Genomic DNA, 25,275 nt, shown 5'->3' with positions numbered 1-25,275 from the left:
AGACCAGTAAAACACCGGAAAGTTGACCGGTACCCGCCACAATTCTAGGTTAATGCGCTGATGCACCTTGAAGAAAGCGACCGCCGCTGATGTCCCTGATCACCACCAGCCAATCCGTATCCGTTTTGCGGGCTGCCGATTTCTTGGTGATCTCTGGCGCGAACGAAGGGGACAGCCTGAGCTTTGCCGATGATCTGATCATGGACGATATCTATGGGCTGCGGTCGGACGCCGAGCTCGCGCGGCTGGCCTTGTTGCGGGCGCACACCCACGAAATGGTCATCGGCACTGACACGGAATTGGGCACACCGGGCGCCGAGGTGCACTTGGACTGTGCGCTCACATTGATGTCACAGGATGCTCCGGTGACCGAAGTGCTGATCCTTGTGCAAGTAGGCGCTGATGGCCATGCGGAGGATGTTTTTGCGCTGCCGCTGGCACCGCTTATCCCCAAGACCGAATACCAACTGGTCGGGATCGACAGGTCCGATGCCGCCCGAAAACTGGCGCAGGTGGCCTGTGTCTCCTTTTCTCGCGGCACGCATATCACCATGGGATCAGGCCGCCAGCGCCCCATCGAAGAGCTACAGCCGGGTGATCCGGTACTGACCCGCGATGATGGGGTGCAACCGATCCGCTGGGTCGGGCACAGCACTCAACGCGCGGTAGGCGAGTTTGCTCCGATCCGCATCGCGGCAGGCACGCTTAACAACACTCGAAACCTGATTGTGAGCCCGGACCACAGGCTTTTCATCTATCAGCGGACAGATCGGTTGGGGGCTGGGCGCTCGGAATTGCTCGTCAAGGCCCGCCATCTGGTCAACGGGCAGAGCGTGACAGTGCAACAGGGCGGATTTATCGATTATTTTCAACTGCTGTTTGACACCCACCAGATCATCTACGCCGAAGGTATCGCGGCGGAATCGATGCTTGTGGATGACCGAACGGCACCCTTGCTGCCACCTGTGCTGGGACAGAATGGTCAGGACGGGCGGCCTCAACGGCACCATGATACGTTGCGGGGGCTCGACGTACAAAAGGACCTGTTGAACCATCCAGATGCGGCCGAGTTGCTGCGTCGCGCCTCGCTGCGCTGATCACAGGTGGCCTAAAGCCCACCCTACCTGCCCACCGGGAGCGCAGCGCTTGCTGTGCCCGGTCTGCCTCGCTATATGCTCGCTCATGTTGGACACCACCAAAAACCGCCCCGATCTGCCGCCTGAAATCGCGCGCCGCCGCACTTTTGCGATCATCAGTCACCCGGACGCGGGCAAGACCACGCTGACGGAAAAATTCCTGCTGTTTGGCGGGGCGATCCAGATGGCGGGCCAGGTGCGCGCCAAGGGCGAAGCCCGTCGCACCCGCTCTGACTTCATGGCGATGGAAAAGGACCGTGGCATTTCCGTGTCCGCCTCGGCGATGTCATTCGATTTCAGGGAATTCCGCTTCAATCTGGTGGACACGCCGGGCCACTCGGATTTCTCAGAAGACACGTACCGCACGCTGACGGCGGTGGATGCGGCGGTGATGGTCATCGACGGCGCGAAGGGCGTTGAGAGCCAGACGCAAAAGCTCTTTGAAGTCTGCCGCATGCGCGATCTGCCGATCCTGACCTTCTGTAACAAGATGGACCGCGAGAGCCGAGACGTCTTTGAGATCATTGACGAAATCCAGGAAAACCTCGCCATTGACGTGACGCCCGCCAGCTGGCCCATCGGCGTCGGGCGCGACTTTCTGGGGTGTTACGACATCCTGCGCGACCGTTTGGAATTGATGGACCGGGCCGATCGCAACCGGGTCGCCGAAAGCGTCGAAATCAATGGGCTGGACGACCCGAAACTGGCCGAGCACGTGCCCGCCGAGCTGCTGGAAAAGCTGCGCGAGGACCTGGAAATGGCACGCGAATTGCTCCCCCCCCTCGACATGGCCGCGATGCACGAAGGATCGCTCACCCCCATCTGGTTCGGCTCTGCGATCAATTCCTTTGGCGTCAAGGAGCTGATGGAGGGCATCGCTTCTTATGGTCCGCAGCCCCAGATCCAGTCGGCCGAGCCGCGCCAGATCCTGCCCGAAGAGAAAAAAGTGGCCGGATTCGTTTTCAAGGTGCAGGCCAATATGGACCCGAAGCACCGGGACCGCGTGGCTTTTGTGCGTCTGGCCTCGGGGCATTTTGAGCGGGGCATGAAGCTGACCCATGTGCGCTCCAAGAAACCGATGGCAATCACCAACCCGGTGATGTTTCTGGCCAGTGACCGCGAGTTGGCCGAAGAGGCCTGGGCGGGGGATATCATCGGCATCCCCAACCACGGGCAACTGCGCATCGGCGACACTTTGACCGAAGGTGAGGCGATCCGCGTCACCGGCATCCCCTCCTTTGCGCCGGAACTGCTTCAAGGCGTGCGGGCGGGCGATCCGCTGAAAGCCAAACACCTTGAAAAAGCCCTGATGCAATTTGCCGAAGAGGGCGCGGCAAAGGTCTTCAAACCCTCCATCGGGTCGGGCTTTGTCGTAGGTGTTGTCGGACAGTTGCAGTTCGAAGTTCTGGCCAGCCGGATCGAGCTGGAATATGGGCTGCCGGTGCGCTTTGAGGCCTCCCAGTTCACCTCTGCGCGTTGGGTCAGCGGTGACAAGCAAGCCGTTGATAAGTTTAGTGAAAGTAACAAGCAGCATATCGCGTATGATCACGATGGCGACATTGTGTACCTGACCCGCCTGCAGTGGGATATCGACCGCGTTGCACGTGATTATCCGGATGTGACATTGACCGCCACCAAGGAAATGATGGCCTGACACCTGCGGCACGCCGGTAGGAAAACCCGGCGGCCGCGCATGCTGTATCCTATTTGGACAGATCAGGCGCATTTATGGTAGGAAACTGGATCTGACGCTAGGGCATCCCGTCATTTCCCTTAATTCATCAAGACATAGCGCATCTGTTTGACGCTGGAGGCACATGTTGCTATGGACGCACATCATGTCGCGACATCGGTCGCCACTTGGGCCATGCGGGCCGACATGGATGCTGCTGCGGGCCAAGAAAGTGTCCGCCAAAACCGGACACATATGACCAAATTTTCTGACCTGAATCTGAATCCAAAAGTTCTGAAAGCCATTGACGAAGCGGGCTACGAAAGCCCCACCCCCATCCAGGCCGGTGCGATTCCGCCCGCTCTGGACGGCAAGGACGTCCTCGGCATCGCCCAGACCGGAACCGGCAAGACCGCCAGCTTTACGCTGCCGATGATCACCATGCTAGCGCGGGGTCGCGCGCGGGCGCGAATGCCGCGCAGTCTCGTGCTCTGCCCCACACGGGAACTGGCAGCACAGGTGGCCGAGAACTTCGACACCTACTCCAAACACCTGAAACTGACCAAGGCGCTGCTCATCGGCGGCGTGTCCTTCAAGGAACAGGACAAGCTGATCGACAAGGGCGTGGACGTGCTGATCGCCACGCCAGGCCGTCTGCTCGACCACTTCGAACGCGGCAAACTGCTGCTCACGGGCGTGCAGATCATGGTGGTGGACGAAGCCGACCGGATGCTCGACATGGGGTTCATCCCCGACATCGAACGGATCTTCTCGCTGACCCCTTTCACCCGCCAGACGCTGTTCTTCTCGGCCACCATGGCGCCGGAGATCGAGCGGATCACCAATACATTCCTCTCCGCGCCCGAGCGGGTCGAAGTGGCGCGCCAGGCCACGACCGGTGAGAATATCGAACAGGGTGTGGTGATGTTCAAAGGTTCGCGCAAGGACCGCGAACCCTCTGAGAAACGCAATGTTTTGCGCGCCGTGATCGACGCTGAAGGTGAGAAATGCACCAATGCCATCGTCTTCTGCAATCGCAAAGTCGATGTGGATATCGTCGCCAAGTCGCTGAAGAAATACGGGTATGACGCAGCCCCGATCCATGGTGATCTGGACCAGTCACAGCGCACCCGCACCCTTGACGGTTTCCGCGATGGCACGTTGCGGTTCCTCGTGGCCTCCGATGTGGCCGCACGCGGGCTCGATGTGCCGTCGGTGAGCCACGTGTTCAACTTCGATGTGCCCAGCCATGCGGAAGACTACGTGCACCGCATCGGCCGCACGGGCCGCGCGGGGCGGGACGGCAAAGCCGTGATGATCTGCGTGCCCCGCGATGAAAGAAACCTCGCCGATATCGAACGGCTGGTGCAGCGGGAGATCCCGCGGATCGACAACCCGCTCAAAAGTGCCGCACCGGTGGCAGAAAAGCCCGCCAAGGCAGAACAGGCATCCGAGGAAAAACCCAAGCGCAGCCGATCCCGCAGTCGGAAGACGGATGAGGCGGACACCGCTCAACCGGAAACTGCGGCGAAGGCCGAGCCCAAGTCGGATCCCAAGCCAGAAGAGCAGCCCAAACGCAGCCGGGGCCGCCGTGGTTCAGGGGGCGGTCGGCAAAACGACCAATCAGAGCGGAGCGGCAACAAGGTCGTGGGCTTGGGCGATCACACGCCCGAATTCATCGGCCTCAGTTTCAAGGAACGCAGCGCGGGCTGACACGCCCCCGCTTCTTCTGGCCTCAAGTATCCTCCCCGAGGGGCCGGGATGCCAAAAGCCCCCCGGCCAGACAACTCAGCTCAGACGGCTGACAACAATCGTGACCTCGGGTTTGCGCCCGATCTCGTCAAGTGCTGTCTGACGCACCGTGCGTTTCAATCCTTCATGTAACTTGTCATCGTCGCGCAGGGTCTTGGCCCCTGCCCGCGCCAGCCATTGCCCCAGATCGGTCTCCAGCACGTCCACCAGCGACGCGCGGCTGCTGCCGGTTTCCGGCAATCCTTTCAACTCGCACCATGGCTCACCCAAGGGTTCATCCTCATCATCCAGAATGACCGTGACCACCACATGCCCGTTCAGCGCCATGCGGATCCGGTCGCGTACGACCCCGTCCAGCGCGCCGATCTGCACCGACCCATCCAGATAGGTGCGTCCGGTCTCGATGTAATCCGCGATCTTCGGCTGGTTGCCGGACAGATCCACCATCATCCCGTTCACCGCCAGAACCCCGGTCATGCCATTGTGCTCCGCCAGCTTCACATGCTCGCGCAGATGCCGGTGTTCGCCGTGCATGGGGATCACGACCTGCGGCTTCACGATGCTCGTCAGCCGCTCCAGATCAGGCCGGTTCGCATGGCCGGAGACGTGATAGCGCCCGGTGCTGTCGTCGACCACATCGACACCCTGCTCGGAGAAGGCATTGATGATCCGGATCACACCTTTTTCGTTGCCCGGAATGGTCTTTGAGGAAAAGAGGAACAGATCACCCTCTTTCATCTCGATCCCCTGATACTTGCCTCGCGCCAACTGAGCAGAGGCCGCGCGGCGTTCCCCCTGTGACCCGGTCACCAGCAACATGAGGTTTTCACGCGGGATCGATTTGGCATCTTCCGGCGGCACAACAGGCGGGAAATCGGTGAGCACACCGGTTTCCACCGCCGCCTCCACCATGCGTTTCATCGCCCGCCCCATCAGAACGATCGACCGCCCGGCCCGTTCGCCCGCCTCGGCCAGCGTTTTCACACGCGCGACGTTGGAGGCAAAGGTCGTGGCGACCACCATGCCCTTGGCAGATTGCACCAGTTTGGTAATTTCCGGACCGACACTCGCCTCAGACCGCCCGGGGTCCGGGGAAAAGACATTGGTACTGTCGCAGATCAGCGCCTTCACGCCCCCCTTGCTGACCTCTGCCCAGAGCTCCGGGTCAAATGGCTCACCCACCAGCGGGGTTTCGTCCAGCTTGAAGTCACCGGAGTGGATGACCCGCCCGTCCGGGCTGTCGATCACCATCGACGAGCTTTCCGGGATCGAGTGCGAAATCGGCAGGAAACCCACGGAGAACGGCCCCGCCTGCACCTGTTCGGGCCAGGCCGAGACCACCTGCACCGCATCCTCGGGATGTCCGTGTTCTTCCATCTTCCGCGCAGCGATATTGGCTGTGAAGGGGCGCGCATAGATCGGCGCCTTGAGCTGCTCATAGGTATGCGCCACAGCGCCGACGTGGTCTTCATGGGCGTGGGTAATGAACACCGCCTCAATCTGGTCCCGCCGCTCGATCAGCCAGCTGATGTCCGGCAGGATCAGATCGACGCCAGGGCTTGTTGCCATGTCGGGAAAGGCCACGCCAAGGTCGACGACAATCAGCCGCTCCTTGCCCGGGCGACCGTATCCGTAGACATAGCAGTTCATGCCAATTTCACCCGCGCCGCCAAGCGCGAGGTAGATCAATCGTTCATTGCTCATATTATTTAAGCGGCGTCCTTGTTGAATTGGTGGATCACGGTCAGCCCGTGAATTGTCAGATCATCCTCGAAAGCGTCGAAAAGCGCCTCGGATTGCTGGAAAAGCGGGGCCAGCCCCCCCGTTGATATCACGCGCATCTCGCGTTCGCGTTCTGCCTTGATCCGGGCACATATCTCACGCACGAGCCCGACATAACCCCAAAAAACACCTGATTGCATGCAAGTCACCGTATTGGTGCCGATGACCGCCTGCGGCTTGGAAATATCTACATGCGGCAGGGCGGCGGCGGCCTGGTGCAGCGCCTCGAGGCTGAGATTCACGCCCGGCGCAATGACCCCTCCGATATAGGCCCCATCCCTGTCGACCACATCAAAGGTCGTGGCCGTGCCAAAATCCACCATGATCAGGTCGCCACCGTAAAGATCATGCCCCGCCACCGTGTTCACCAACCGGTCGGGGCCGACAGCCGTGCCCTGATCCACCCGCACATCCACCGGCAGCAGACAATCCGGTTTACCCACCACGAGAGGCCGCGTGTTGAAATACCGATCCGCCATGACGCGCAGGTTGAAGACCACCCGCGGCACCGTCGAGGAGATGATCATATCGGTGATCTGCGCCTCGATCCCCTGCAGTTTCATCAGCGTGCTCAACCAGACGTAATACTGATCCGCCGTGCGCTGCCACTCCGTCGAGGTACGCCATGACGCCAGAAACTGCTCGCCATCCCAGATCGCAAAAACGGTGTTGGTGTTGCCGCAGTCGATGGCCAGAAGCATGGCACTCCCCCTTCAAAAAAATACATCCGCCGCGGCGATAGCACGGAGCCCTTTGGGCGTGCGCAACAGCAGGTTACCATCCGCGTCCACATCCTCAAAGGTGCCGGTGATCTCCTCGCGCCCGGTGCGCGCAATGATCGTTTCCCCAAGGCGCGCGGCATGCTCCATCCAGGCGGCGCGGATCGGCGCAAAGCCCAAGGTTGTGAACTGTTGCTCCAACGGCGCATAAGCGCGGGCCAGGGCGTCCAGAAAGGCCTCTGGTCCCACGGTGATCCCCGTCTCACCGCGCAGCGACACCGGTTGCACAGCCCCCGCCTCTACCTCATCCGCCACTGGGGCCGCGACGAGGTTCACGCCAACGCCGATGGCCAGCGGCCCCATCGCAGCCCCCTGCCCGGTGCTTTCGAGCAGAATGCCTGCCACCTTGCCACCGCGCAGCAGCACATCGTTTGGCCATTTCAGGGCAAAGGCATCCGCCCGCCCGCAGACCTCGACAAAGGCGCGGTGCAGCGCCAGCGACATGACAAAGGAACGCAGAGCGGCGACATGTGGAGGTTCTGCCGGACGTAACAGCAAAGTGGCGGCAAAATTGCCCTCGGGCATCGACCAGGCCCGCCCGCGCCGTCCACGCGCTGCGGTCTGCTTGTGCGCAAGGAGCCAGAATGGCGCCGGTTCTGATCCGGCGCGGCGCTGTACCTCGTCCAGGGTCGAGTCGACCTGGGGCAAGACATGCCGCCCGTATCCTTCAGGCCAACCGATCATGGGGTCCTCGGCTCAACGTCTTCTCCCGGAGGATCAGGGGACCAGACGCAGGATGGTCAGTTGACAAGTGTCGCTGCGGCTGCTGCGGCCGCAGATTCCACGCCGAACATATTGGCAATGCCCAGCACCATCACGGCCGCTGACGCCATCAGGAAACCCCAGAGTATGGTGGAGCCGCCACTGTCCAGCCCATCGGCATTTTCGTCGCCGAAGTACATGTAGAAGACGATGCGCAGGTAGTAATAGGCACCGATGACCGACGCGACCACACCGGCAATTGCCAGCCACGCCAGATCCGCCTCATAGGCCGCGCGCAGCACGTAGAACTTACCGAAGAAGCCCAGCATCGGCGGCACGCCTGCGAGAGAGAACAGCAGCACCAGCATCGCCAGCGCCTTGCCCGGTTCGCGCTTGGCGTACATGTTCAGCGCCGCGATATCGGTCACCGGCTGGCCGTCTTTTTCCATCATCAGGATGAAGGCGAAGGTGCCCACGTTCATGGTCACATAAATGGCCATGTAGATCAGCATCGCCTGCACGCCGAGCACGGTGCCTGCCGCCAGCCCCATCAGCGCATAGCCCATATGGGCAATTGAGGAGAAGGCCATCAGACGTTTGATATTGGTCTGACCAATCGCTGCCACGGCACCGAGGAACATGGACAAGACCGACAGCAGTGCCACGATCTGGCTCCAGTCGCTGACCGCATTGCCAAAGGCATCATGCAGCACCCGCGCGAAAAGTCCCATCGCGGCGACCTTGGGGGCGGTGGCGAAAAAGGCGGTGACCGGGGTGGGTGAGCCTTCGTAGACGTCCGGCGTCCACATGTGGAACGGTACAGCGGAGACCTTGAACGCCATGCCCGCCATCAGGAACACGAGACCAAATAGCAGGCCCAGCGAGACCTCCCCCGCCTGCGCGGTTTCGATGATGCCAGAGAAGAGCGTGGTGCCCGCATAGCCATAGACCAGCGACGCGCCATAGAGCAGCAGACCAGAGGACAGCGCGCCCAGCACGAAATACTTGAGACCCGCTTCGGTGGATTTCACGCTGTCCCGGCGCAGTGAGGCCACCACATAGAGCGCCAGCGATTGCAGCTCGAGCCCCATGTAAAGCGCCATCAGATCCGCCGCCGAGACCATGACCATCATGCCCACGGCGCTCAACGCCACCAGCAGCGGGTATTCGAACCGCAGCAGATCGCGGGATTTCATGTAGCCTTCCGACATGATCAGCACCGACGCTGCGGCCAGCAGGATCGTCACCTTGGCAAACCGCGCAAAGCCGTCGATCATCAGCATGCCGTTGAAGGCGCTCTTGGCCCCTTCGCCGGTGACACCGATATAGGCGGCCAGGGCCACCATCACCCCGGCGGTCATCCAGACCAGCGTCGAGGCCAGCCCGTCCTTGGAGGTGTAGACCGCGACCAGCAGCATCACCATGGCATAGACCGCCAGCAGGATTTCCGGCAGCACGAGGGTCAGATCAGCGGAAGTCATGCGTTAATCCTTCAGTTCGACGCAAGCTGGGAGGCGGCTTCTGCCGCGGCCAGCGCCGTATCGTAGTTTGAAACCAGAGCCGCGACTGCAGGTCCGGTGATATCCAGCACCAGCGCCGGGTAGACACCCAGCAGCAGCGTCATGGCCACCAGCGGCGCAAAGATCCAGCGCTCACGTGGTGTCATGTCAGAGATCGAGCGCAAACTCTCCTTGATCAGATCACCCATGACCACCCGGCGATAGAGCCAGAGCGCATAGGCCGCCGAGAAGATCACGCCGGTGGTCGCCACCGCCGCCACCCAGGTATTGACCTGGAAGATCGCCACCAGCGTCAGGAATTCACCCACGAACCCCGAGGTGCCCGGCAGGCCCACATTCGCCATCGTGAAGAGCATGAAGATCAGCGCATAGGCCGGCATCCGGTTCACGAGGCCGCCGTAGGCGTCGATCTCACGGGTATGCATCCGGTCGTAGATCACGCCCACACAGAGAAAGAGCGCGCCTGAGATGAACCCGTGGCTGATCATCTGGAAGATCGCGCCATCAACGCCTTGCTGGTTCGCGGCAAAGATGCCCATGGTCACAAAGCCCATATGCGCGACCGAGGAATAGGCAATCAGTTTCTTCATATCCTCCTGCACAAGTGCGACCAGCGAGGTGTAGACAATCGCGATGGCGCTCATCCACAGCACCAGCGGCGTCAGAACCTCGGCCCCGACCGGAAACATCGGGATCGAGAAGCGCAGGAAGCCATAGCCGCCCATCTTGAGCAGGATCGCGGCCAGCACGACCGACCCGGCGGTCGGCGCCTGCACGTGTGCATCCGGCAGCCAAGTGTGCACCGGCCACATGGGCATCTTGACCGCAAAGCTCGCGAAGAAGGCGAGGAACAGCAGCGTCTGAAACCCGCCCACGATGGTCACACCGGCAAGGCTGAAGGTCTCGAAATCGAACTGGTGGATCAGCAGCTGCTCTATGTCCGTGGTGCCCGCTTCGGCGAACATGCCCACCATCGCCACCAGCATCAGCACCGAGCCGAGGAAGGTATAGAGGAAGAACTTGAAGCTCGCATAGATGCGGTTCGCGCCGCCCCAGATCCCGATGATCAGGAACATCGGGATCAACCCGGCCTCGAAGAAGAGGTAGAACAGCACCAGATCGAGCGCCATGAAGACGCCCAGCATCAGCGTCTCCAGCATCAGGAAGGCGATCATGTATTCCTTGACCCGCACGGTCACGTTCCACGAGGCCGCAATCACCAGCGGCATCATGAAGGTGGTCAGCATGACGAAGAGCACCGAGATTCCATCGACGCCCATCTTGTACTGCAGACCCAGCAGCCAGGGCGCCTCTTCCACGAACTGAAAGCCGGTGTCGTTGGGGTCGAACTCCGCCAAGATGAACAGAGACACGAGGAACGTCACCGTGGTCGCCGCCATCGCCAGCCACTTGGCGTTACGGTTCGCGGCGTCATCGTCCCCGCGCAGGAAGACCAGCAGAATCAGCGCTGCCACGGCAGGGATGAAGGTCACAATCGACAGAAGGTTGTCCATCAGTTTGCTCCCCCGCTCAGCGACATCCATGTGACCAGCACCGCAATGCCGATCACCATGGCAAAGGCGTAGGTGAAGATGTAGCCGGACTGCGCGCGGCCTGCGAGACGGGTGAAGAACGGGATGATGCCCATGGCCACGCCGTTGAGGCCGCCGTCAATAACGTCGCCGTCCCCGCGCCGCCAGAAGAAGCTGCCGATCCATTTGGCGGGCCCGACGAAGATGACCTCATAGAGCTCGTCAAAATACCACTTGTTCTTGAGGAACAGATACAGAGGGCGCTGGTTCTCGGCCAGACGTCCGGGCAGCGAGGGGTTCTTGATGTAGAACCAATAGGCGGTCAGGAAGCCCAGCAGCATGGCCGCAAAGGGCGAGGTTTTCACCCAATAGGGTACTTTATGCGCATCATCGAGCAGCGTGTTGTCGGGTGCGATGTAGAGCGCGCCCTCCCCCGGCTGACCGGCAAAGGCATAGTGATGCTCGCCTTCTTTGCCTTTTGCGTCGCCGTGATCGTCACCATGGTCATCAGCCTTCGCTTCCCCGTGATCGTCGCCATGCGCGCCTTCTTCCGCGTAGGGAATGCCGTAGAAGGTCGCGACCTTGTCGGTGTGGCCAAAGAACGATCCGTACCAGACCATGCCTGCGAAAATCGCACCAAGGCTCAGAACCCCCAAGGGCACGATCATCGTCATCGGGCTTTCATGCGCGTGGTCATGGGTGTGCTTGTCGCCGCGCGGCTCGCCGTAGAAGGTCAGGAACATCAGCCGCCAGCTGTAGAAGCTGGTGAAAAGCGCCGCGATCACCAGCGCCCAGAAGCCGTACATGCTGCCTGCGGCATAGGCGCTTTCGACAATCGCATCCTTGGACTGGAAGCCTGCAAACCCAATCGGAATTTCGCCCAGCGTCAGGATCCACACCGGGATGCCCACGCCGGTGATCGCCAGCGTGCCGATCATCATCGCCCAGAAGGTATAGGGGATCTTCTTGCGCAGCCCGCCATAGTTCATCATGTCCTGCTCGTGATGCATCGCGTGGATGACCGAGCCCGCGCCCAGAAACAGCATCGCCTTGAAGAAGGCGTGGGTGAAGAGATGGAACATCGCGGCCGAATACATGCCCACACCCGCCGCCACGAACATGTAGCCGAGCTGCGAACAGGTCGAATAGGCGATCACGCGTTTGATGTCGGTCTGCACAAGGCCCACGGTCGCGGCAAAGAAGGCCGTGGTGGCGCCCAACACGGTCACGAACATCATTGCCTCAGGTGCGAACTCCATGATCGGCGACATGCGGCAGACGAGGAACACGCCTGCGGTCACCATGGTTGCGGCATGGATCAGCGCGGAGACCGGCGTCGGGCCTTCCATCGCGTCCGGCAACCAGGTGTGCAGCAGCAGCTGCGCCGACTTGCCCATGGCCCCAATGAAGAGCAGGAAGGCCACCAGATTGGCCGCATTCCACTCCCCCCAGAGGAAGTTGAGCTGCGTCTCTGCCAGATCGGGTGCTGCGGCGAAGACGTCGTCGAAATTGATCGAATCTGTGAGGAAGAACAGCGCAAAGATCCCCAACGCAAAGCCGAAATCGCCCACGCGGTTGACCACGAAAGCCTTGATCGCCGCGGCATTGGCCGATGGTTTGCGGTAGTAGAACCCGATCAGCAGGTAGGAGGCGACGCCCACGCCTTCCCAGCCAAAGAACATCTGCACCAGGTTGTCGGCGGTCACCAGCATCAGCATCGCGAAGGTGAAAAACGACAGATAGGCGAAGAAGCGCGGTTTGTAGACTTCACCTTCTTTCCACTGCGGGTCGTGATCCATGTAGCCAAAGGAATAAAGGTGCACGAGGCTGGACACCGTGGTGATCACGATCAGCATGATCGCCGTCAGCCGGTCTAGCCGGATCGCCCAATCGGTGCTCAGCGTGCCGCTTTCAATAAAGCGCAGGATTTGGATCTGCTCGGTCGTGCCGTCAAAAGTCAGGAAGACAACCCAGCTGAGAATGGCCGAGACAAAGAGAAGGGACGTGGAAATCCACATCGCCGCCGTCTCGCCAAAGATTCGCCAACCGAAACCGCACAAGAGCGCGCCGACCAGCGGGGCAAAGAGGATGATGGTTTCCATGATGTCTTAGCCCTTCATCACGTTGACGTCTTCCACGGCGATGGTGCCGCGGTTGCGGAAAAAACAGACCAGAATGGCCAATCCAATTGCCGCCTCCGCCGCAGCCACCGTGAGCACAAAGAGCGTGAACACCTGCCCCACCAGATCATCCAGAAAGCTGGAGAAGGCGACAAGGTTGATGTTCACCGCCAGCAGCATCAGTTCGATGCTCATCAGCAGGATGATGATGTTCTTGCGGTTGAGAAACAGCCCGAAGATGCCGATGACAAAGAGCGTCGCCGCCACGGTGAGGTAGTGTTCTAGTCCAATCATTCTGTCCCTCCCGGCGTCTACGACCGGTTGAAGTATCCAAACGCCGCAACAACGGCAACACCTATGGCAATCAGTATGGCAACCTGATCTCCGTCCATCACAAACCCTGCCCCGGTTTAACGTCTTTGAGTTCCATCGCCAGGGCCGGGTCGCGCATCATCTGGGCCACAACATCCTGGCGTTTCACATCCGAACGGTGACGCAGTGTCAGCACAATCGCCCCGATCATCGCGACCAGCAGGATCAAACCGGCCAGTTGGAACAAGAGGAAATACTGGTCATAGAGTATCATCCCCAGCGCCTCGGTGTTGTGCCGATCAACAGGCGTGACGTTCGCGCGCAGACCTTCCGCAGCGGCATTGGCTTCCCACGACCCAAACGCCATGACGAATTGCATCAGGATCACCACGGCAATCAGCAGCGCCAGCGGCATGTATTTCGCCATCTCCGCCTTCAGCTCCGCGAAATCGACATCGAGCATCATGACGACAAAGAGGAACAGCACCGCCACCGCGCCCACGTAGACGATGATCAGCAGCATGGCCACGAACTCGGCCCCCAGCAGCACGAAGAGTCCGGCGGAGCTCAGAAACGCAAGGATCAGCCAGAGCACCGAATGCACCGGATTGCGGCTGATGACCGTAAAGAGCCCGCCCGCAATCACGCTGACCGCAAAGAGATAAAAGGCAAAAACCGTCATTCTTCGTCCTTTCCTTCGTCGAGCACCTGCTGGGCCAGTTCCAGCGCGCGTGTCATCGCAGGCAGACCTGCAAACATCGACATCTGGCCGATCGTCTCAACAATGTGCTGCTCGGTCGCCCCGGCCTCCAGCGCGTGGCGCACCGCTTGCCGGAAGGCCACGTCATTCTGTGCGCCCTGCATGGTCAGCCCCGCGAGCGTCAACAACATGCGCGTACGCGCATCCAGCGAGCCTTCGTTCAGCGCGTTGCCGAACATCATTTCCATCATGTCCTTGGGCATCGTGCCCATCATCTTCTCGAAGCCCTTGGGCGAAAACGCCTCCATCGCAGGGAAGCTCTTGGCCATCTCCTTCGCCTGGCTGAACATCGCGGCAAAGGGGTTGGCACCCTCGAAGGGGTTTTTCGGATCGCTCATGCGGCCTCCTCCTCGAAGACCTCAAGCGCGGAATTGAGCGCGTTGATCATCGCCGGGAAGCCGCCGTAAAGCGCCATCTGGTTGATCACCTCGGCCACCTCGCGCTGGGTCGCGCCAGAGCGTAGCGCGTTGCGGATGTGCACCTTGAGCTGCGGCCCGGTCTGTCCACCCAACGCCGCCAATGCGGCGACGGTTGCGAGATACCGCGTCTTATCGTCCAGCCCGTCGCGCGTGTAGTAATGCCCAAACGCCACTTCCATCATAGAGGTCGAGAACCCCGGCAGGATGGCGTCATAGCGCGCCGCCAGCGCATCCTCGATGCCCGGGTTCGTGGCCTCCGCCATCGCCTTGCCGCGCGTATATGCGTCAGAGGTGGTCATCTGTACGGCGCATCCAGTTCCAGGTTGCGGGCGATCTCGGCCTCCCAGCGTTCGCCATTGGCCAGCAGCTTTTCCTTGTCGTAGTAAAGCTCTTCGCGGGTCTCCGTGGAGAACTCGAAGTTCGGGCCCTCGACAATCGCATCCACCGGGCAGGCCTCCTGACAGAAGCCGCAGTAGATGCATTTGGTCATGTCGATGTCATAGCGCGTGGTGCGGCGCGAGCCATCCTCGCGCGGCTCCGCATCAATGGTGATCGCCTGCGCGGGGCAGATCGCCTCGCAGAGCTTGCAGGCGATGCAGCGCTCTTCGCCATTCGGATAGCGGCGCAGCGCATGTTCGCCGCGGAACCGGGGCGATAGCGGCCCCTTTTCATGCGGATAGTTGATCGTCGCCTTTGGGGCAAAGAAGTATTTCAGCCCCAGTTTCATGCCGGTCCAGACATCCTGCAGCAGGAAATATTTGGCGGCGCGGGTGTAGTCGATCTGTGTCATTGAGCAGCCTCCGCTGTTTGCCTCAGTGAGCTTCGTTCTTTGCCAATTGTCTCGTAAAAGCCGTCGAAGAACTCGATCTCGGACGGATATTCAGGCTCATACCCAAGCTCTTCCGTGCATGTCAGCCAATCATCAACCAGTATGAATCGAGTTGCTGCGGTGGAGCTTACCGGTCGGTCCCGCTCCAGGTTGAATTTAACCTTCACCATTTCGTCGATGTACTTGTAGATGGCCATAGCTTGTTCTTTGCCAGCATGGGTCTTTGCATTCATGTACATTTCCTGCGCACCCGCCACCTGATGTTCAGGCAACGCTTCAATCCACCGCGTGAATGCAGCTTCGCAGTCTGCGACTGCGGCAGAGCCGTGCATCGTACCGGAGAGACTGAGGATTGCAGCAGCCATCTTCACCCTCCCATGCCCCAGCGAGCATAAGCGCCCCAGAACCAGTCGAATTTGGCAGCAAACGCCACGAAAACCACCCAGACAAGGCTGAACGGCAGGAAGACTTTCCAGCCCAGCCGCATCAGCTGGTCATAGCGATAACGCGGCGTGATCGCCTTCACCATCGCGAAGATGAAGAAGAAGAATGCCATCTTGGCCACCATCCAGAGCGCACCATCGGGCAGCCCGGGAATGGGCGACAGCCAGCCACCAAAGAACAGCAGCGAGGTCAGCGCGCACATCAGGAAAATCGCGATATATTCCCCCGCCATGAAGAGCAGGAAGGGCGTCGAGGAATACTCCACCTGGTAGCCTGCCACCAGTTCGGATTCCGCTTCCGGCAGGTCAAACGGCGGGCGGTTGGTCTCGGCCAGACAGCTGATGAAGAACAAAAACACCATCGGGAAATGCGGCAGCCAGTACCAGCTGAAGAAGCCATACGGCCCGTCCTGTGCGGCCACTATGCCGCCGAAATTCATGCTGCCGGTCGAAATGATCACCCCGATGATGATCAGCCCCAGCGAGACCTCGTAAGAGATCATCTGCGCCGCCGAGCGCAAGCTCCCCAGAAACGGATACTTCGAGTTCGACGCCCAGCCGCCCATAATCACGCCATAAACCTCCAGCGAGGAGACCGCGAAGACAAAAAGGATCGCGACGTTGATGTCGGACAAAACCCAGCTCTCGTTGAACGGGATCACCGCCCAGGCGATCAGCGCCAGCACAAAGGAGGTGAGCGGGGCCAGCATGAAGACCGTCTTGTCCGCACCCGCAGGCACAACAACCTCTTTCACCACGTATTTCAGCGCATCCGCCACGGTCTGCAGCAGCCCGAAGGTGCCCACCACGTTGGGCCCGCGCCGCATCTGTACGGCGGCCCAGATCTTGCGGTCGCCGTAGACCAGAAAGAGCAGCGACACCATGACAAAGCCGATCACCGCCAGCACCTGTGCCAGGATCAGGACGGCAATGCCGCCGGGGGTGGTAAAGAAGTCAGCCATAGGTCCTCACACCGTCGGTATTCCAGTTTCCTTGCAAGCGGCCACGGTGACTTCGGCGTCGACTGTAGCTAGCCCGTCAGGCAGGGTTGGCGAAATCGTGTAAACAGCATCTGCTGCCCACACGCCACCCTCTTCGGTCACATTTGTGCGCAAATGTCGTACAAATCCGTATCCGCGGTCCATGGTATATTGCGCCGCCGCGCATTCAGCATAGCGCCGCACATCCTGCTCGGAGAGTGCTTTGGTCATGGCCACGTTAAATTGCACGAGATCGCCGTCCAGCGGCACTGTCTCAACCCCGAGATAATCAGGGATGAAATCCTCTGCCATTGGTACGGGCGGCGCGCAGGCCACAAGCGCCAAGGGGGATATGAGCGCGATCCGCCTCATTCAGCTGCAATCGCTTCCTGTCGGCGTGCCTTGGCGTTCGCGCTAAGTTCTGCCATCAGTTCGGACGCACGTGCAATCGGGTTGGTCAGGTAGAAATCGGTGATCGCCTGTTTGAAGGGCGCATTCGACAGGGTGCCCCCTTCAATCGGGCGAAGGGTTGTCTCGGCGATCTCGTCAATCTTACCCAGATGAGAAATCTCATCCACCAGCATCTTGCGCAGCTGTCCAATACTGTCATAGGGCAGCTGAGCACCCATTTCAGCCGAAAGCGCGCGCAGGATCGCCCAGTTTTCCTTGGCGTCCCCTGGGGCAAATCCGGCGCGCAAGGCCAATTGCGGGCGGCCTTCGGTGTTCACAAACAGGCCCGGCTCTTCGGTATAGGCCGCGCCCGGCAGGATGATGTCCGCCCGATGTGCGCCCCGGTCACCGTGGCTGCCCTGATAGATCACGAAGGGGCCGGCATCGATATCGAATTCATCGGCGCCAAGGTTGTAGATCACCTCCGCCTGCGCCACCGCCTCCATACCGCCCGGGTTGGTTGCGCCCACATCCAGCGCGCCAACACGGCTTGCCGCCGTGTGCAGCACCATGAAGCCCGCGCCCGCCGCCTCGGCAATCGCCATCGCCTCGGCCAGCACCGCCAACCCGTCGGGACGCCGCAGCGCCCCCTGGCCAACAATCACCAGCCCGTTGTCCGAGAGGTTCTCTACCGCGCAGTCGCGATACTTGGTCAGATCTGCAGGACCGCCTCCAAAATGGGCATACTCATAGGTCAGATCGACCTCTTCGCCCACCAGAGCGATATCGGCACCCTGCGTCCAGGCCTTGCGGATACGTGCGTTCAGCACCGGCGCCTCCACCGCCGGGTTCGACCCGATCAGCAGGATGTTACGCGCCGTGTCGATATCCTCGATGACCGCTGTGCCCATGTAGGCCGAGCGGTTGGTGTCTGGCAGTTGCGTGCCCGCGGTGCGGCATTCGACAACGCCGCCGCGACCTTCGACCATCTGTTTCAGCGCATAGATCGCTTCTACCGGGGCCAGATCGCCGATAACACCCGCAACCGATTTCCCTGCCATCGCCTGTGCCGCCGCGCTCAGCGCCTCCGGCCACGTGGCCGCCCGCAGCTTGCCGTTCTCACGGATGTACGGCTTGTCCAGCCGCTGCCGCCGCAACCCGTCCCAGACGAACCGCGTTTTGTCCGAAATCCATTCCTCGTTCACGCCGTCATGGTTGCGCGGCAGAAAGCGCATCACTTCGCGCCCTTTGGTGTCAACGCGGATGTTGGATCCCAGCGCATCCATCACATCGATACTCTCGGTCTTGGTCAGCTCCCAGGGCCGTGCGGTGAAGGCGTAGGGCTTGGAGACCAAGGCGCCCACGGGGCACAAGTCGATGATATTACCCTGCAAATTCGAATCCAACGTCTGGCCCAGGTACGACGTGATCTCCGCATCCTCGCCACGCCCGGTCTGGCCCATCTGGTGAATACCCGCCACTTCCGTGGTGAACCGCACACAGCGTGTGCAGGAAATGCAGCGCGTCATATGGGTCTCGACCAACGGGCCGAGATCAAGGTCTTCCGTCGCGCGCTTGGGCTCGCGGTAGCGCGAGAAATCCACACCGTAAGCCATCGCCTGATCCTGCAGATCGCACTCGCCACCCTGGTCACAGATCGGGCAATCGAGCGGGTGGTTGATGAGCAGGAATTCCATAACGCCTTCGCGCGCCTTCTTGACCATGGGCGAGTTCGTTTTCACGACTGGCGGCTGGCCCTCGGGTCCGGGCCGCAAATCCTTGACCTGCATCGCGCAGGAGGCCGCAGGTTTCGGTGGCCCGCCCACCACTTCGACCAGACACATGCGGCAGTTGCCCGCAATCGTCAGCCGCTCGTGGTAACAAAAGCGCGGGATCTCGATGCCGGCCTCTTCGCAGGCCTGGATCAGCGTCATCGCGCCGTCTACCTCGACTTCCTGATCATCAATTATGACTTTGCGTAAGTCGCTCATATCATGTGCCTTTGTTCCACATGCAGCCTTGGCCGCAGATCAATTCTGTTCGCGCAGCAGCACACCAACGGTGCTGTTACGTTCAATTTCCGCCCTGCCCAGGGCACAGTATCCCGCCGCGTCCGGCTTCAGTCCTTGCGCGGCCATATAGTCTGCCGCGCGGGTGCGCAGACGGTCTTTTTCCGCATCCGAGTCGATATGGGCATCAATCTCCGACTTCGTGTAGCCCATCGCAAGCGCCTGAGAATGCAAATCCTGCAGAGCTCCCAGCGCCCGGAAGACCCGTGCCGAAATGTCGGGGCAATTCTTGCGGATTTGGTCGGCGAGACCGACCACAAAAAGCCCATCATCAATGGATTTCACTTCCCGCAGTGGCGGGTTGTCAGCGGTCGCACCTGTTACGGTCAACGCGGCCACCGTGGCCAACGTCACAACACTCTTTTTCATATCCGGTCTCCTGCGCAGGGCAGTATGCCCCATCCACCCCATGAAATGGGGAGCGCAGGTCTTGCTATGCAATAACATGCGGCGAGACGCCAGATATGCGACGCGTGGGGTCACTGCGGGCAGGCCCCCTGCAATGTCAGCGTGTTGTTGTCGATGGGCAGCGCCTCATCAGGGTCATCGGGCCCCACAACCCATTCGATGGCGGAACTGCCATATTCGTTCACACAGAATACCGTCGCCTCATAGCGCGCTGCCTCACGGGCCCCTTCCAGCGAGGCCGATACCGGTGAGGCCGTCACCTGGAACTTGTGCCGCTCGTCCAGATCGGACAATTTCGTACGGTAGAACTGCCCGTCGAACCGCAATTTCTCTGCATCGCTGCTGCATCCGGCGAGCACGGCGCAAACAATCAAACTTCCAACGGTAAATCTCATGACACTCACTCCGCCGCCACCGGCGCGCAGGTATTGCGCTGCCACAGGTGGGCCTCTTTTAAATGCGCCCAGCCAAAGGCGTGGTCGCTGTCCCCATGTTTTTTCAGGTGTTCCAACCGGTCGAGCGCTTCCTGAAGCGTCGGTTCATGCCCTTCGGGCACCCACCACATCACAAAATGCATCTCTCCGAGCACCTCGAACCATTCGGCCCGCCGGTCGTAGAACTGCTTGTGGATGGTCCCCCAGACAAAGGTCTCCAGCGCCTCAGCCGTTTCCCAGACACTCAGGTTCGGTACAAAGAGCGGATCGCCCCCGATCGCGTTTTCCGTATTGCCGGTGCCCGGCGCGCCAGAGCCTTCCATCATCCACACGAACCCCGGCATGCGCTTGCCCAACCCGTTGATCCGGTCGAGGTTCGCCATGAAGTCAGCGACGCGCGGATCATCGATGGGGGCGACAAGGCGACCCACATTGAGTTCAGCAAGATGATGTCCGATCATGCCGCGGTCCCGCATTGCTTTTGCTTCCAGAGCTGAGCATCTTTCAGATGCGACCAGCCAAAGGCATGTTCCGTTTCGCCGTGTTGTTCCAGATGACGGAACCGCGCCATGGCTTCCTCGATGGAGGGCCGATGCCCTTCCGGGACCCACCACATCACCAGCCGCAGCGTCTCAACCGCGCCGTACCATTCTTCCTTCCGGTCATAGAACTGCTTGTGCACCGTGTTCCAGACAAAGTGCTCAAGGCTTTCGGCGTCCTCCCAGACCGAGAGCGTCGAGGCCGTGCGCGGGTTGCCCCCGAGCGGCCCGTCGGGATCAGTTTGCGCCGTCTCCATCGCCTCCTCGTCCATCATCCACACAAAACCCGGACTGCGTTGCGCGATCCCGTTCACAAGGTCCATCCCGTTCACGAAATCCGCCACACGCGGATCGTCCCAATCGTATTGGAGGATGCCGATGTTGAATTCAGCGAGGTGGCGGGCAACAGTCATGGAAGCATCTTACTCGAGGCCGTGCCTGAACAAACCACGCGGTTCCCAGCTAATGTAAGGATCCGCAAGTGTCCCCAGCGCGATGACAACCGCCGCCAAGACAATACCTCCGACAAGATAGATGTGCCAGTTACCCTTAGCCATTCGGACAGGGCGTGATGGTGCCTTTGCATATTCAATGAATTGACCACAGTCCCGACAATCGAAGGCGCCATATTGCGTGCCATTGTCGTAGCCGCATGCAGGACAGGCACCGTCAACGGCCTTGCTGAAGATAGGGTCTGCTCGCAACCAGCGCACGTCATCACTCCGCCGCCACCGCGCTCACGCGGCCCGTGCGCTTGTGCTTGTGCTTGATCCGGTCCTCGATCTCATCCCGGAAATGGCGGATGAGGCCCTGGATGGGCCATGCTGCCGCATCGCCGAGCGCGCAGATGGTATGGCCTTCGACCTGTTTGGTCACATCCAGCAGCATGTCGATCTCTTCGGGCTCGGCCTCGCCGGTGACCAGACGGTCCATCACCCGCATCATCCAGCCGGTGCCCTCGCGGCAGGGCGTGCACTGCCCACAACTCTCGTGCTTGTAGAACTTCGACAGCCGCCAGATCGCCTTGATCACATCCGTAGAGTTGTCCATCACGATCACCGCTGCCGTGCCCAGACCTGACCGCTGCTCGCGCAGGTAGTCGAAATCCATGATCGCGTCTTTCATGTCCTTGCCCGGGATCATCGGCACCGAGGACCCGCCGGGAATGACCGCCTTGAGGTTGTCCCAGCCGCCGCGGATACCGCCGCAATGGGTCTCGATCAGTTCCTCGAAGGTGATCGACATGGCCTCTTCGACCACGCAGGGGTTGTTCACATGGCCCGAAATCGCAAAGAGCTTGGTGCCTGCGTTGTTCGCGCGACCAAAGCCTGCGAACCACTCCGGCCCGCGCCGCAGGATCGTCGGCACTACCGCAATCGATTCCACGTTGTTCACCGTGGTCGGGCAGCCATAGAGCCCCGCGCCCGCCGGGAACGGCGGCTTCATGCGCGGCATGCCCTTCTTGCCCTCAAGGCTTTCCAGAAGCGCGGTCTCTTCACCGCAGATATAGGCGCCCGCGCCATGGTGCAGATAGAGATCGAAGTCCCAGCCGGATCCGGCGGCGTTCTTGCCGATCAGCCCGGCGTCATAGGCCTCGTCAATGGCAGCCTGCAGCGCCTCTTTCTCGCGGATGTATTCGCCGCGAATGTAGATGTAGCAGGCATGCGCGTTCATCGCGAAAGACGCAATCAGGCAGCCTTCGACCAGCGTGTGCGGATCATGCCGCATGATCTCCCGGTCCTTGCAGGTGCCCGGCTCGGATTCGTCGGCATTCACCACCAGGTACGCGGGCCGCCCATCGCTTTCCTTCGGCATAAAGGACCACTTCAACCCCGTCGGGAAGCCCGCGCCACCGCGCCCGCGCAGACCGGAGGCTTTCATCTGGTCCACGATCCAGTCGCGCCCCTTCTTGATGATGTCCGCCGTGCCATCCCAATGGCCACGTTGCTGTGCGCCCTTCAGCGTGCGGTCATGCATGCCGTAGATATTGGTGAAGATCCGGTCCTTGTCCTGAAGCATTGCGCTCCCCTCTCACTCGTTGCCGCGCGCGTGTTTGCGCGCGCGCCGTATCTGTAATGACACCACCAGCGCCCAGAAGAGCCCTGCAAGTGCCGCAAAATCGAACAGAAACGCATAGCGTCCGGGCATGCCCAGCTTTGGCCCCAGCCAGAGTGCGAGCAGCCACAAGACCATCGTGCCCACGATCACAAGGCTGACCAGCCGCCCCTTGGCGGCCAGCGCGCGCTCACGCGCCTGCCTGTCCTGATCCTGCGCACTCATGAACGGTCTTGCCTTCCGTCTTTCGCTCTATCGTTTCGTCGCGTCTATTCGCCGCTGGCCAGTTTCTTGGCCTGTCCCACCCAGTCGTCCCGTTCGATCCGGCCTTTGAAGCGCAGACGCTCGTCAACCCAGGCGATGTCCGAAGGCGTCAACGCCGCCACCTGATCGAAGTGCCAGATCCCCAGCCCATTCAGCGTTTCTTCCAGCTTCGGGCCCACACCGCTGATCTTTTTCAGGTCATCCGCCCCACCCGCACGAGGTGTATCGGACAACGCCGCGGGGCGCTCCGCACTTTCGGTCGCCGGTGCCGCCTTTTTCGCGACTTTCTTCACCGGCTTGACCACAGATTCGGCTTCCGGCTCCTTTTCGTACTTCCAATCCCCCTTTCGCGCGGACAGCTCTTCCTGACCCGGCAGGCGCTTGGACGGTTTGACCTTCGCCTCCTCCGACGGGCTTGGTGCGACAGCCGGGGCAACCGGGGCGGCCTGAGCCGCGGGTTTTGCGGGGGCGGCCGCAGGCGCATCCGTTGCCTGAGTACGCGGGGCGTTCGGCGCAGACAGCGGACGGCTCATGATCCAACTGATGACCCCGCCAAAGATGACAAAAACCAAGAGCCCGACAAAGGCGCCCTGCATGAAACTCCATCCGCCCAGAACCCACAGCAGAACGGCCGCCAAGACGCCCCCTGCCAGTGCCACAAGCCAACTCCCCAGAGCCATGCCGATCATTCCGTTATTGTTGTCCATCCCGGTACCTTTTTTTCCTGTTTTTCCCTGTCAGTCTCTCACATTATCGGATTTTAACAATTTTGGAAATTCACGTGGATGCGCCATCAGCGAGGCTGCGCGCCTGCGCGACCCAGTTGTCCCGCGTCACGCGGCCCTTGAAGCCCTCCAGGTTCTCATCCACCCAGGCCACTTCCGTCTCCGTCCAGGCAGCGATCTGATCAAAGTGGTAAAAGCCCATGGTGTTGAGCAGCTTCTCCAGCTTCGGTCCGATCCCCTTGATTTTCTTCAGATCATCCGCGCCACTGTCCCGCGCGGCGGAAAGGGCTTGCGGCTTCTCACCCGGGCCCGGGTCCGCCTTTGACGGTGGTTTGGCCTTCGAGGTCTCCGTGGCCTGCTGTTCGGTCACGCCGGTCCTGTCCGCCGGAGCCCCTTCGGCAGGGCGCGCATCTTTCGCAGGCTTACCGGATGCATTGGCCGGTTTGCCCTGCCACGGCATCAACAGCGGCACCTCTTTTCCGTCGATCCGCTTGACGGTGTCGCCGATGTCCACGGCCAGCTGTACGCTCGCATTGTACTGCGTCTTGCCGCTGTCATGATCTTTCAGCGACGTCAGCCCGTCCAACGGCTCTGCTGCATAGCGCCCGTTCTGCGGGCCTGGCACGGGTACCTTGCCTGCGGCGAGCTCATCGATGAGCTCGCCCATCCGCGCGGCGGTCAGATCTTCGTAGTAATCCTTGCCGATCTGCGCCATCGGCGCGTTGGAGCAGGACCCGAGGCATTCGACCTCTTCCCAAGAGAAATTCCCATCTGCCGACAGCTCATGAGCATTCGGCGCGATCTTTTCCTTGCACACTGCGACAAGATCTTCGGCACCGCAGATCATGCAGGAGGTTGTTCCGCAGACCTGAATATGCGCAATTTTACCAACGGGTTGCAGCTGGAACATGAAGTAGAATGTCGCCACTTCCAAAGCGCGGATATAGCTCAACCCCAGCATCGCCGCCACATGTTCGATCGCCGGGCGGCTCAGCCACCCTTCCTGCTCCTGTGCCCGCCAGAGCAGCGGGATGATGGCCGAGGCCTGTCGCCCCTCGGGGTATTTTGTCATCTGACCCTCTGCCCAGGCCTGATTGTCAGGCGTAAAGGCGAAGCTCTCGGGTTGGTCGGGGTGAAGGCGTCTCAGCATTTAACTCTCAAGCTCATCTATGGCAACGCAAACAGCGCGCGCGTCCTGAACACCGCTTGTTCCTTCAGCGGCGAAACGGGTGAAATCATCATCGGAAATCGCGACCTGACACAGGGATGTGGCAGCGCCATCCTGGACAAGGATCACCCCGTCACGAACATTCTCATAGCCTTCCGAGTCGTCGATGAAATCGGTAAAGTCGCGTTTGCCCGAGGAGACGAAATCAGCGTCGAGCAGACCGTAGGGAAAACAGGTTATGTTGCTACCGCTCACCGGCGCGCCCTGCGCAAAGGCCGTAAATACCTCGTCACCGACGTCAATCTTGCAGAAGCTTCCGCCGGTCTCCGTTTCAATGAACACGACATTATCGCGGATCTTGACGTGGCCTATGGACGCGTCGATCAACTCGGACATCGTTTCTGCCGACGCCAGCCCGCATCCAAAACAAACTGCAGCGCTCGTCAGAACCATCGTTACCCGTGATCCGGTTTTCGACCTGACGT

Annotated in this window: 27 protein-coding genes; 3 read left to right on the top strand and 24 right to left on the bottom strand. The window is 60.7% G+C overall.

Features of this window, described 5'->3' with window-relative positions; translation table 11 throughout:
- Positions 1–89: 89 nt before the first annotated feature.
- From Q1A52_RS14755 to Q1A52_RS14745, 3 genes are all read left to right on the top strand, one after another.
- Entirely contained in the window at positions 90–1,097 is a 1,008-nt protein-coding gene (locus Q1A52_RS14755) for a Hint domain-containing protein (RefSeq protein WP_300016808.1), read from the top strand.
- 85 nt (positions 1,098–1,182) lie between these two features.
- The gene (locus Q1A52_RS14750; RefSeq protein ID WP_300016805.1) at positions 1,183–2,790 is read left to right on the top strand and encodes a peptide chain release factor 3; all 1,608 of its coding nucleotides are present in this window, start codon (positions 1,183–1,185) and stop codon (positions 2,788–2,790) included.
- A gap of 273 nt (positions 2,791–3,063) precedes the next feature.
- A complete protein-coding gene (locus tag Q1A52_RS14745; RefSeq protein ID WP_300016802.1) occupies positions 3,064–4,521 on the top strand; it encodes a DEAD/DEAH box helicase in 1,458 nt (485 codons plus the stop codon).
- A gap of 75 nt (positions 4,522–4,596) precedes the next feature.
- Here Q1A52_RS14745 and Q1A52_RS14740 read toward each other — a convergent pair whose 3' ends face one another.
- The 24 genes from Q1A52_RS14740 to Q1A52_RS14625 form a co-directional block, all read right to left on the bottom strand.
- Positions 4,597–6,264 (bottom strand): ribonuclease J, encoded by a 1,668-nt coding sequence (locus tag Q1A52_RS14740; RefSeq protein WP_300016799.1) that lies wholly within the window; start codon positions 6,262–6,264, stop codon positions 4,597–4,599.
- 5 nt (positions 6,265–6,269) lie between these two features.
- On the bottom strand, positions 6,270–7,043 hold the full coding sequence (locus Q1A52_RS14735) for a type III pantothenate kinase (protein WP_299782919.1): 774 nt from the start codon (positions 7,041–7,043) through the stop codon (positions 6,270–6,272).
- Positions 7,044–7,055: 12 nt separating this feature from the next.
- Positions 7,056–7,805 carry a biotin--[acetyl-CoA-carboxylase] ligase gene (locus Q1A52_RS14730; RefSeq protein ID WP_300016796.1) on the bottom strand — a complete coding sequence of 250 codons (750 nt, stop codon included), beginning with the start codon at positions 7,803–7,805 and terminating at the stop codon, positions 7,056–7,058.
- A 56-nt stretch (positions 7,806–7,861) separates the two neighbouring features.
- The gene (gene nuoN, locus Q1A52_RS14725) at positions 7,862–9,304 is read right to left on the bottom strand and encodes an NADH-quinone oxidoreductase subunit NuoN (protein WP_300016794.1); all 1,443 of its coding nucleotides are present in this window, start codon (positions 9,302–9,304) and stop codon (positions 7,862–7,864) included.
- 11 nt (positions 9,305–9,315) lie between these two features.
- Entirely contained in the window at positions 9,316–10,857 is a 1,542-nt protein-coding gene (locus Q1A52_RS14720) for an NADH-quinone oxidoreductase subunit M (protein WP_300016791.1), read from the bottom strand.
- Complete coding sequence (gene nuoL, locus Q1A52_RS14715) at positions 10,857–12,977, bottom strand: NADH-quinone oxidoreductase subunit L (RefSeq protein ID WP_300016788.1); 2,121 nt, start codon at positions 12,975–12,977, stop codon at positions 10,857–10,859. The genes Q1A52_RS14720 and nuoL overlap by 1 nt, the downstream gene beginning before the upstream one ends.
- A gap of 6 nt (positions 12,978–12,983) precedes the next feature.
- Entirely contained in the window at positions 12,984–13,289 is a 306-nt protein-coding gene (gene nuoK / locus Q1A52_RS14710; RefSeq protein ID WP_011569388.1) for an NADH-quinone oxidoreductase subunit NuoK, read from the bottom strand.
- Positions 13,290–13,386: 97 nt separating this feature from the next.
- Positions 13,387–13,989: an NADH-quinone oxidoreductase subunit J gene (locus Q1A52_RS14705; protein WP_300016785.1), complete on the bottom strand. Its 603-nt coding sequence runs from the start codon at positions 13,987–13,989 to the stop codon at positions 13,387–13,389.
- The gene (locus Q1A52_RS14700) at positions 13,986–14,405 is read right to left on the bottom strand and encodes a carboxymuconolactone decarboxylase family protein (protein ID WP_300016781.1); all 420 of its coding nucleotides are present in this window, start codon (positions 14,403–14,405) and stop codon (positions 13,986–13,988) included. The genes Q1A52_RS14705 and Q1A52_RS14700 overlap by 4 nt, the downstream gene beginning before the upstream one ends.
- Entirely contained in the window at positions 14,402–14,785 is a 384-nt protein-coding gene (locus Q1A52_RS14695) for a carboxymuconolactone decarboxylase family protein (protein WP_300016778.1), read from the bottom strand. Before Q1A52_RS14695 ends, Q1A52_RS14700 begins: the two co-directional genes overlap by 4 nt.
- Complete coding sequence (nuoI, locus tag Q1A52_RS14690) at positions 14,782–15,276, bottom strand: NADH-quinone oxidoreductase subunit NuoI (protein WP_195820523.1); 495 nt, start codon at positions 15,274–15,276, stop codon at positions 14,782–14,784. Before nuoI ends, Q1A52_RS14695 begins: the two co-directional genes overlap by 4 nt.
- On the bottom strand, positions 15,273–15,680 hold the full coding sequence (locus tag Q1A52_RS14685) for a hypothetical protein (protein ID WP_300016775.1): 408 nt from the start codon (positions 15,678–15,680) through the stop codon (positions 15,273–15,275). Before Q1A52_RS14685 ends, nuoI begins: the two co-directional genes overlap by 4 nt.
- A gap of 2 nt (positions 15,681–15,682) precedes the next feature.
- Positions 15,683–16,720 carry an NADH-quinone oxidoreductase subunit NuoH gene (nuoH, locus tag Q1A52_RS14680; RefSeq protein ID WP_300016772.1) on the bottom strand — a complete coding sequence of 346 codons (1,038 nt, stop codon included), beginning with the start codon at positions 16,718–16,720 and terminating at the stop codon, positions 15,683–15,685.
- Between the two features lie 6 nt (positions 16,721–16,726).
- Positions 16,727–17,110 carry a hypothetical protein gene (locus tag Q1A52_RS14675; protein WP_300016769.1) on the bottom strand — a complete coding sequence of 128 codons (384 nt, stop codon included), beginning with the start codon at positions 17,108–17,110 and terminating at the stop codon, positions 16,727–16,729.
- Positions 17,107–19,119: an NADH-quinone oxidoreductase subunit NuoG gene (gene nuoG, locus Q1A52_RS14670; protein WP_300016766.1), complete on the bottom strand. Its 2,013-nt coding sequence runs from the start codon at positions 19,117–19,119 to the stop codon at positions 17,107–17,109. The genes Q1A52_RS14675 and nuoG overlap by 4 nt, the downstream gene beginning before the upstream one ends.
- 39 nt (positions 19,120–19,158) lie before the next feature.
- Positions 19,159–19,566 (bottom strand): DUF5333 domain-containing protein, encoded by a 408-nt coding sequence (locus tag Q1A52_RS14665; RefSeq protein WP_300016763.1) that lies wholly within the window; start codon positions 19,564–19,566, stop codon positions 19,159–19,161.
- 110 nt (positions 19,567–19,676) lie between these two features.
- Positions 19,677–20,000 carry a hypothetical protein gene (locus tag Q1A52_RS14660; protein WP_299782891.1) on the bottom strand — a complete coding sequence of 108 codons (324 nt, stop codon included), beginning with the start codon at positions 19,998–20,000 and terminating at the stop codon, positions 19,677–19,679.
- 5 nt (positions 20,001–20,005) lie between these two features.
- Positions 20,006–20,500: a DUF3291 domain-containing protein gene (locus Q1A52_RS14655; RefSeq protein ID WP_300016760.1), complete on the bottom strand. Its 495-nt coding sequence runs from the start codon at positions 20,498–20,500 to the stop codon at positions 20,006–20,008.
- Complete coding sequence (locus tag Q1A52_RS14650) at positions 20,497–20,991, bottom strand: DUF3291 domain-containing protein (protein WP_300016757.1); 495 nt, start codon at positions 20,989–20,991, stop codon at positions 20,497–20,499. Before Q1A52_RS14650 ends, Q1A52_RS14655 begins: the two co-directional genes overlap by 4 nt.
- 304 nt (positions 20,992–21,295) lie before the next feature.
- The gene (nuoF, locus tag Q1A52_RS14645; protein ID WP_300016754.1) at positions 21,296–22,597 is read right to left on the bottom strand and encodes an NADH-quinone oxidoreductase subunit NuoF; all 1,302 of its coding nucleotides are present in this window, start codon (positions 22,595–22,597) and stop codon (positions 21,296–21,298) included.
- 12 nt (positions 22,598–22,609) lie between these two features.
- Complete coding sequence (locus tag Q1A52_RS14640) at positions 22,610–22,858, bottom strand: DUF5337 domain-containing protein (RefSeq protein WP_195820533.1); 249 nt, start codon at positions 22,856–22,858, stop codon at positions 22,610–22,612.
- Positions 22,859–22,902: 44 nt separating this feature from the next.
- Complete coding sequence (locus Q1A52_RS14635) at positions 22,903–23,604, bottom strand: hypothetical protein (protein ID WP_300016751.1); 702 nt, start codon at positions 23,602–23,604, stop codon at positions 22,903–22,905.
- A gap of 70 nt (positions 23,605–23,674) precedes the next feature.
- A complete protein-coding gene (locus tag Q1A52_RS14630; RefSeq protein WP_300016748.1) occupies positions 23,675–24,772 on the bottom strand; it encodes an NADH-quinone oxidoreductase subunit E in 1,098 nt (365 codons plus the stop codon).
- Positions 24,773–25,243, bottom strand: coding sequence for a hypothetical protein (locus Q1A52_RS14625; RefSeq protein WP_300016745.1), 471 nt, complete (start codon positions 25,241–25,243; stop codon positions 24,773–24,775).
- Positions 25,244–25,275 lie beyond the last annotated feature (32 nt).

The sequence above is a fragment of the uncultured Roseobacter sp. genome, from assembly GCF_947488185.1.
Taxonomy (GTDB): Bacteria; Pseudomonadota; Alphaproteobacteria; order Rhodobacterales; family Rhodobacteraceae; genus Roseobacter.
Note: the sequence above shows the minus strand (reverse complement) of the source record. Positions and strands in the feature narration are given on the sequence as shown.

Bases quoted from the DNA above. Each gene is read 5' to 3' on its own strand.
- Q1A52_RS14650 (WP_300016757.1), bottom strand. From the start codon at position 20,991: ATGACTGTTGCCCGCCACCTCGCTGAATTCAACATCGGCATCCTCCAA.
- Q1A52_RS14705 (WP_300016785.1), bottom strand. From the start codon at position 13,989: ATGACGGTTTTTGCCTTTTATCTCTTTGCGGTCAGCGTGATTGCGGGC.
- Q1A52_RS14750 (WP_300016805.1), top strand. From the start codon at position 1,183: ATGTTGGACACCACCAAAAACCGCCCCGATCTGCCGCCTGAAATCGCG.
- Q1A52_RS14640 (WP_195820533.1), bottom strand. From the start codon at position 22,858: ATGAGTGCGCAGGATCAGGACAGGCAGGCGCGTGAGCGCGCGCTGGCC.
- Q1A52_RS14695 (WP_300016778.1), bottom strand. From the start codon at position 14,785: ATGACCACCTCTGACGCATATACGCGCGGCAAGGCGATGGCGGAGGCC.
- nuoK (WP_011569388.1), bottom strand. From the start codon at position 13,289: ATGATTGGACTAGAACACTACCTCACCGTGGCGGCGACGCTCTTTGTC.
- nuoF (WP_300016754.1), bottom strand. From the start codon at position 22,597: ATGCTTCAGGACAAGGACCGGATCTTCACCAATATCTACGGCATGCAT.
- Q1A52_RS14685 (WP_300016775.1), bottom strand. From the start codon at position 15,680: ATGGCTGCTGCAATCCTCAGTCTCTCCGGTACGATGCACGGCTCTGCC.
- nuoH (WP_300016772.1), bottom strand. From the start codon at position 16,720: ATGGCTGACTTCTTTACCACCCCCGGCGGCATTGCCGTCCTGATCCTG.
- nuoL (WP_300016788.1), bottom strand. From the start codon at position 12,977: ATGGAAACCATCATCCTCTTTGCCCCGCTGGTCGGCGCGCTCTTGTGC.
- nuoG (WP_300016766.1), bottom strand. From the start codon at position 19,119: ATGAGCGACTTACGCAAAGTCATAATTGATGATCAGGAAGTCGAGGTA.
- Q1A52_RS14735 (WP_299782919.1), bottom strand. From the start codon at position 7,043: ATGCTTCTGGCCATCGACTGCGGCAACACCAACACCGTTTTTGCGATC.
- Q1A52_RS14675 (WP_300016769.1), bottom strand. From the start codon at position 17,110: ATGAGGCGGATCGCGCTCATATCCCCCTTGGCGCTTGTGGCCTGCGCG.
- Q1A52_RS14655 (WP_300016760.1), bottom strand. From the start codon at position 20,500: ATGATCGGACATCATCTTGCTGAACTCAATGTGGGTCGCCTTGTCGCC.
- nuoI (WP_195820523.1), bottom strand. From the start codon at position 15,276: ATGACACAGATCGACTACACCCGCGCCGCCAAATATTTCCTGCTGCAG.
- Q1A52_RS14665 (WP_300016763.1), bottom strand. From the start codon at position 19,566: ATGAAAAAGAGTGTTGTGACGTTGGCCACGGTGGCCGCGTTGACCGTA.
- Q1A52_RS14625 (WP_300016745.1), bottom strand. From the start codon at position 25,243: ATGGTTCTGACGAGCGCTGCAGTTTGTTTTGGATGCGGGCTGGCGTCG.
- Q1A52_RS14745 (WP_300016802.1), top strand. From the start codon at position 3,064: ATGACCAAATTTTCTGACCTGAATCTGAATCCAAAAGTTCTGAAAGCC.
- nuoN (WP_300016794.1), bottom strand. From the start codon at position 9,304: ATGACTTCCGCTGATCTGACCCTCGTGCTGCCGGAAATCCTGCTGGCG.
- Q1A52_RS14720 (WP_300016791.1), bottom strand. From the start codon at position 10,857: ATGGACAACCTTCTGTCGATTGTGACCTTCATCCCTGCCGTGGCAGCG.
- Q1A52_RS14660 (WP_299782891.1), bottom strand. From the start codon at position 20,000: ATGAGATTTACCGTTGGAAGTTTGATTGTTTGCGCCGTGCTCGCCGGA.
- Q1A52_RS14740 (WP_300016799.1), bottom strand. From the start codon at position 6,264: ATGAGCAATGAACGATTGATCTACCTCGCGCTTGGCGGCGCGGGTGAA.
- Q1A52_RS14730 (WP_300016796.1), bottom strand. From the start codon at position 7,805: ATGATCGGTTGGCCTGAAGGATACGGGCGGCATGTCTTGCCCCAGGTC.
- Q1A52_RS14630 (WP_300016748.1), bottom strand. From the start codon at position 24,772: ATGCTGAGACGCCTTCACCCCGACCAACCCGAGAGCTTCGCCTTTACG.
- Q1A52_RS14755 (WP_300016808.1), top strand. From the start codon at position 90: ATGTCCCTGATCACCACCAGCCAATCCGTATCCGTTTTGCGGGCTGCC.
- Q1A52_RS14635 (WP_300016751.1), bottom strand. From the start codon at position 23,604: ATGGACAACAATAACGGAATGATCGGCATGGCTCTGGGGAGTTGGCTT.
- Q1A52_RS14700 (WP_300016781.1), bottom strand. From the start codon at position 14,405: ATGAGCGATCCGAAAAACCCCTTCGAGGGTGCCAACCCCTTTGCCGCG.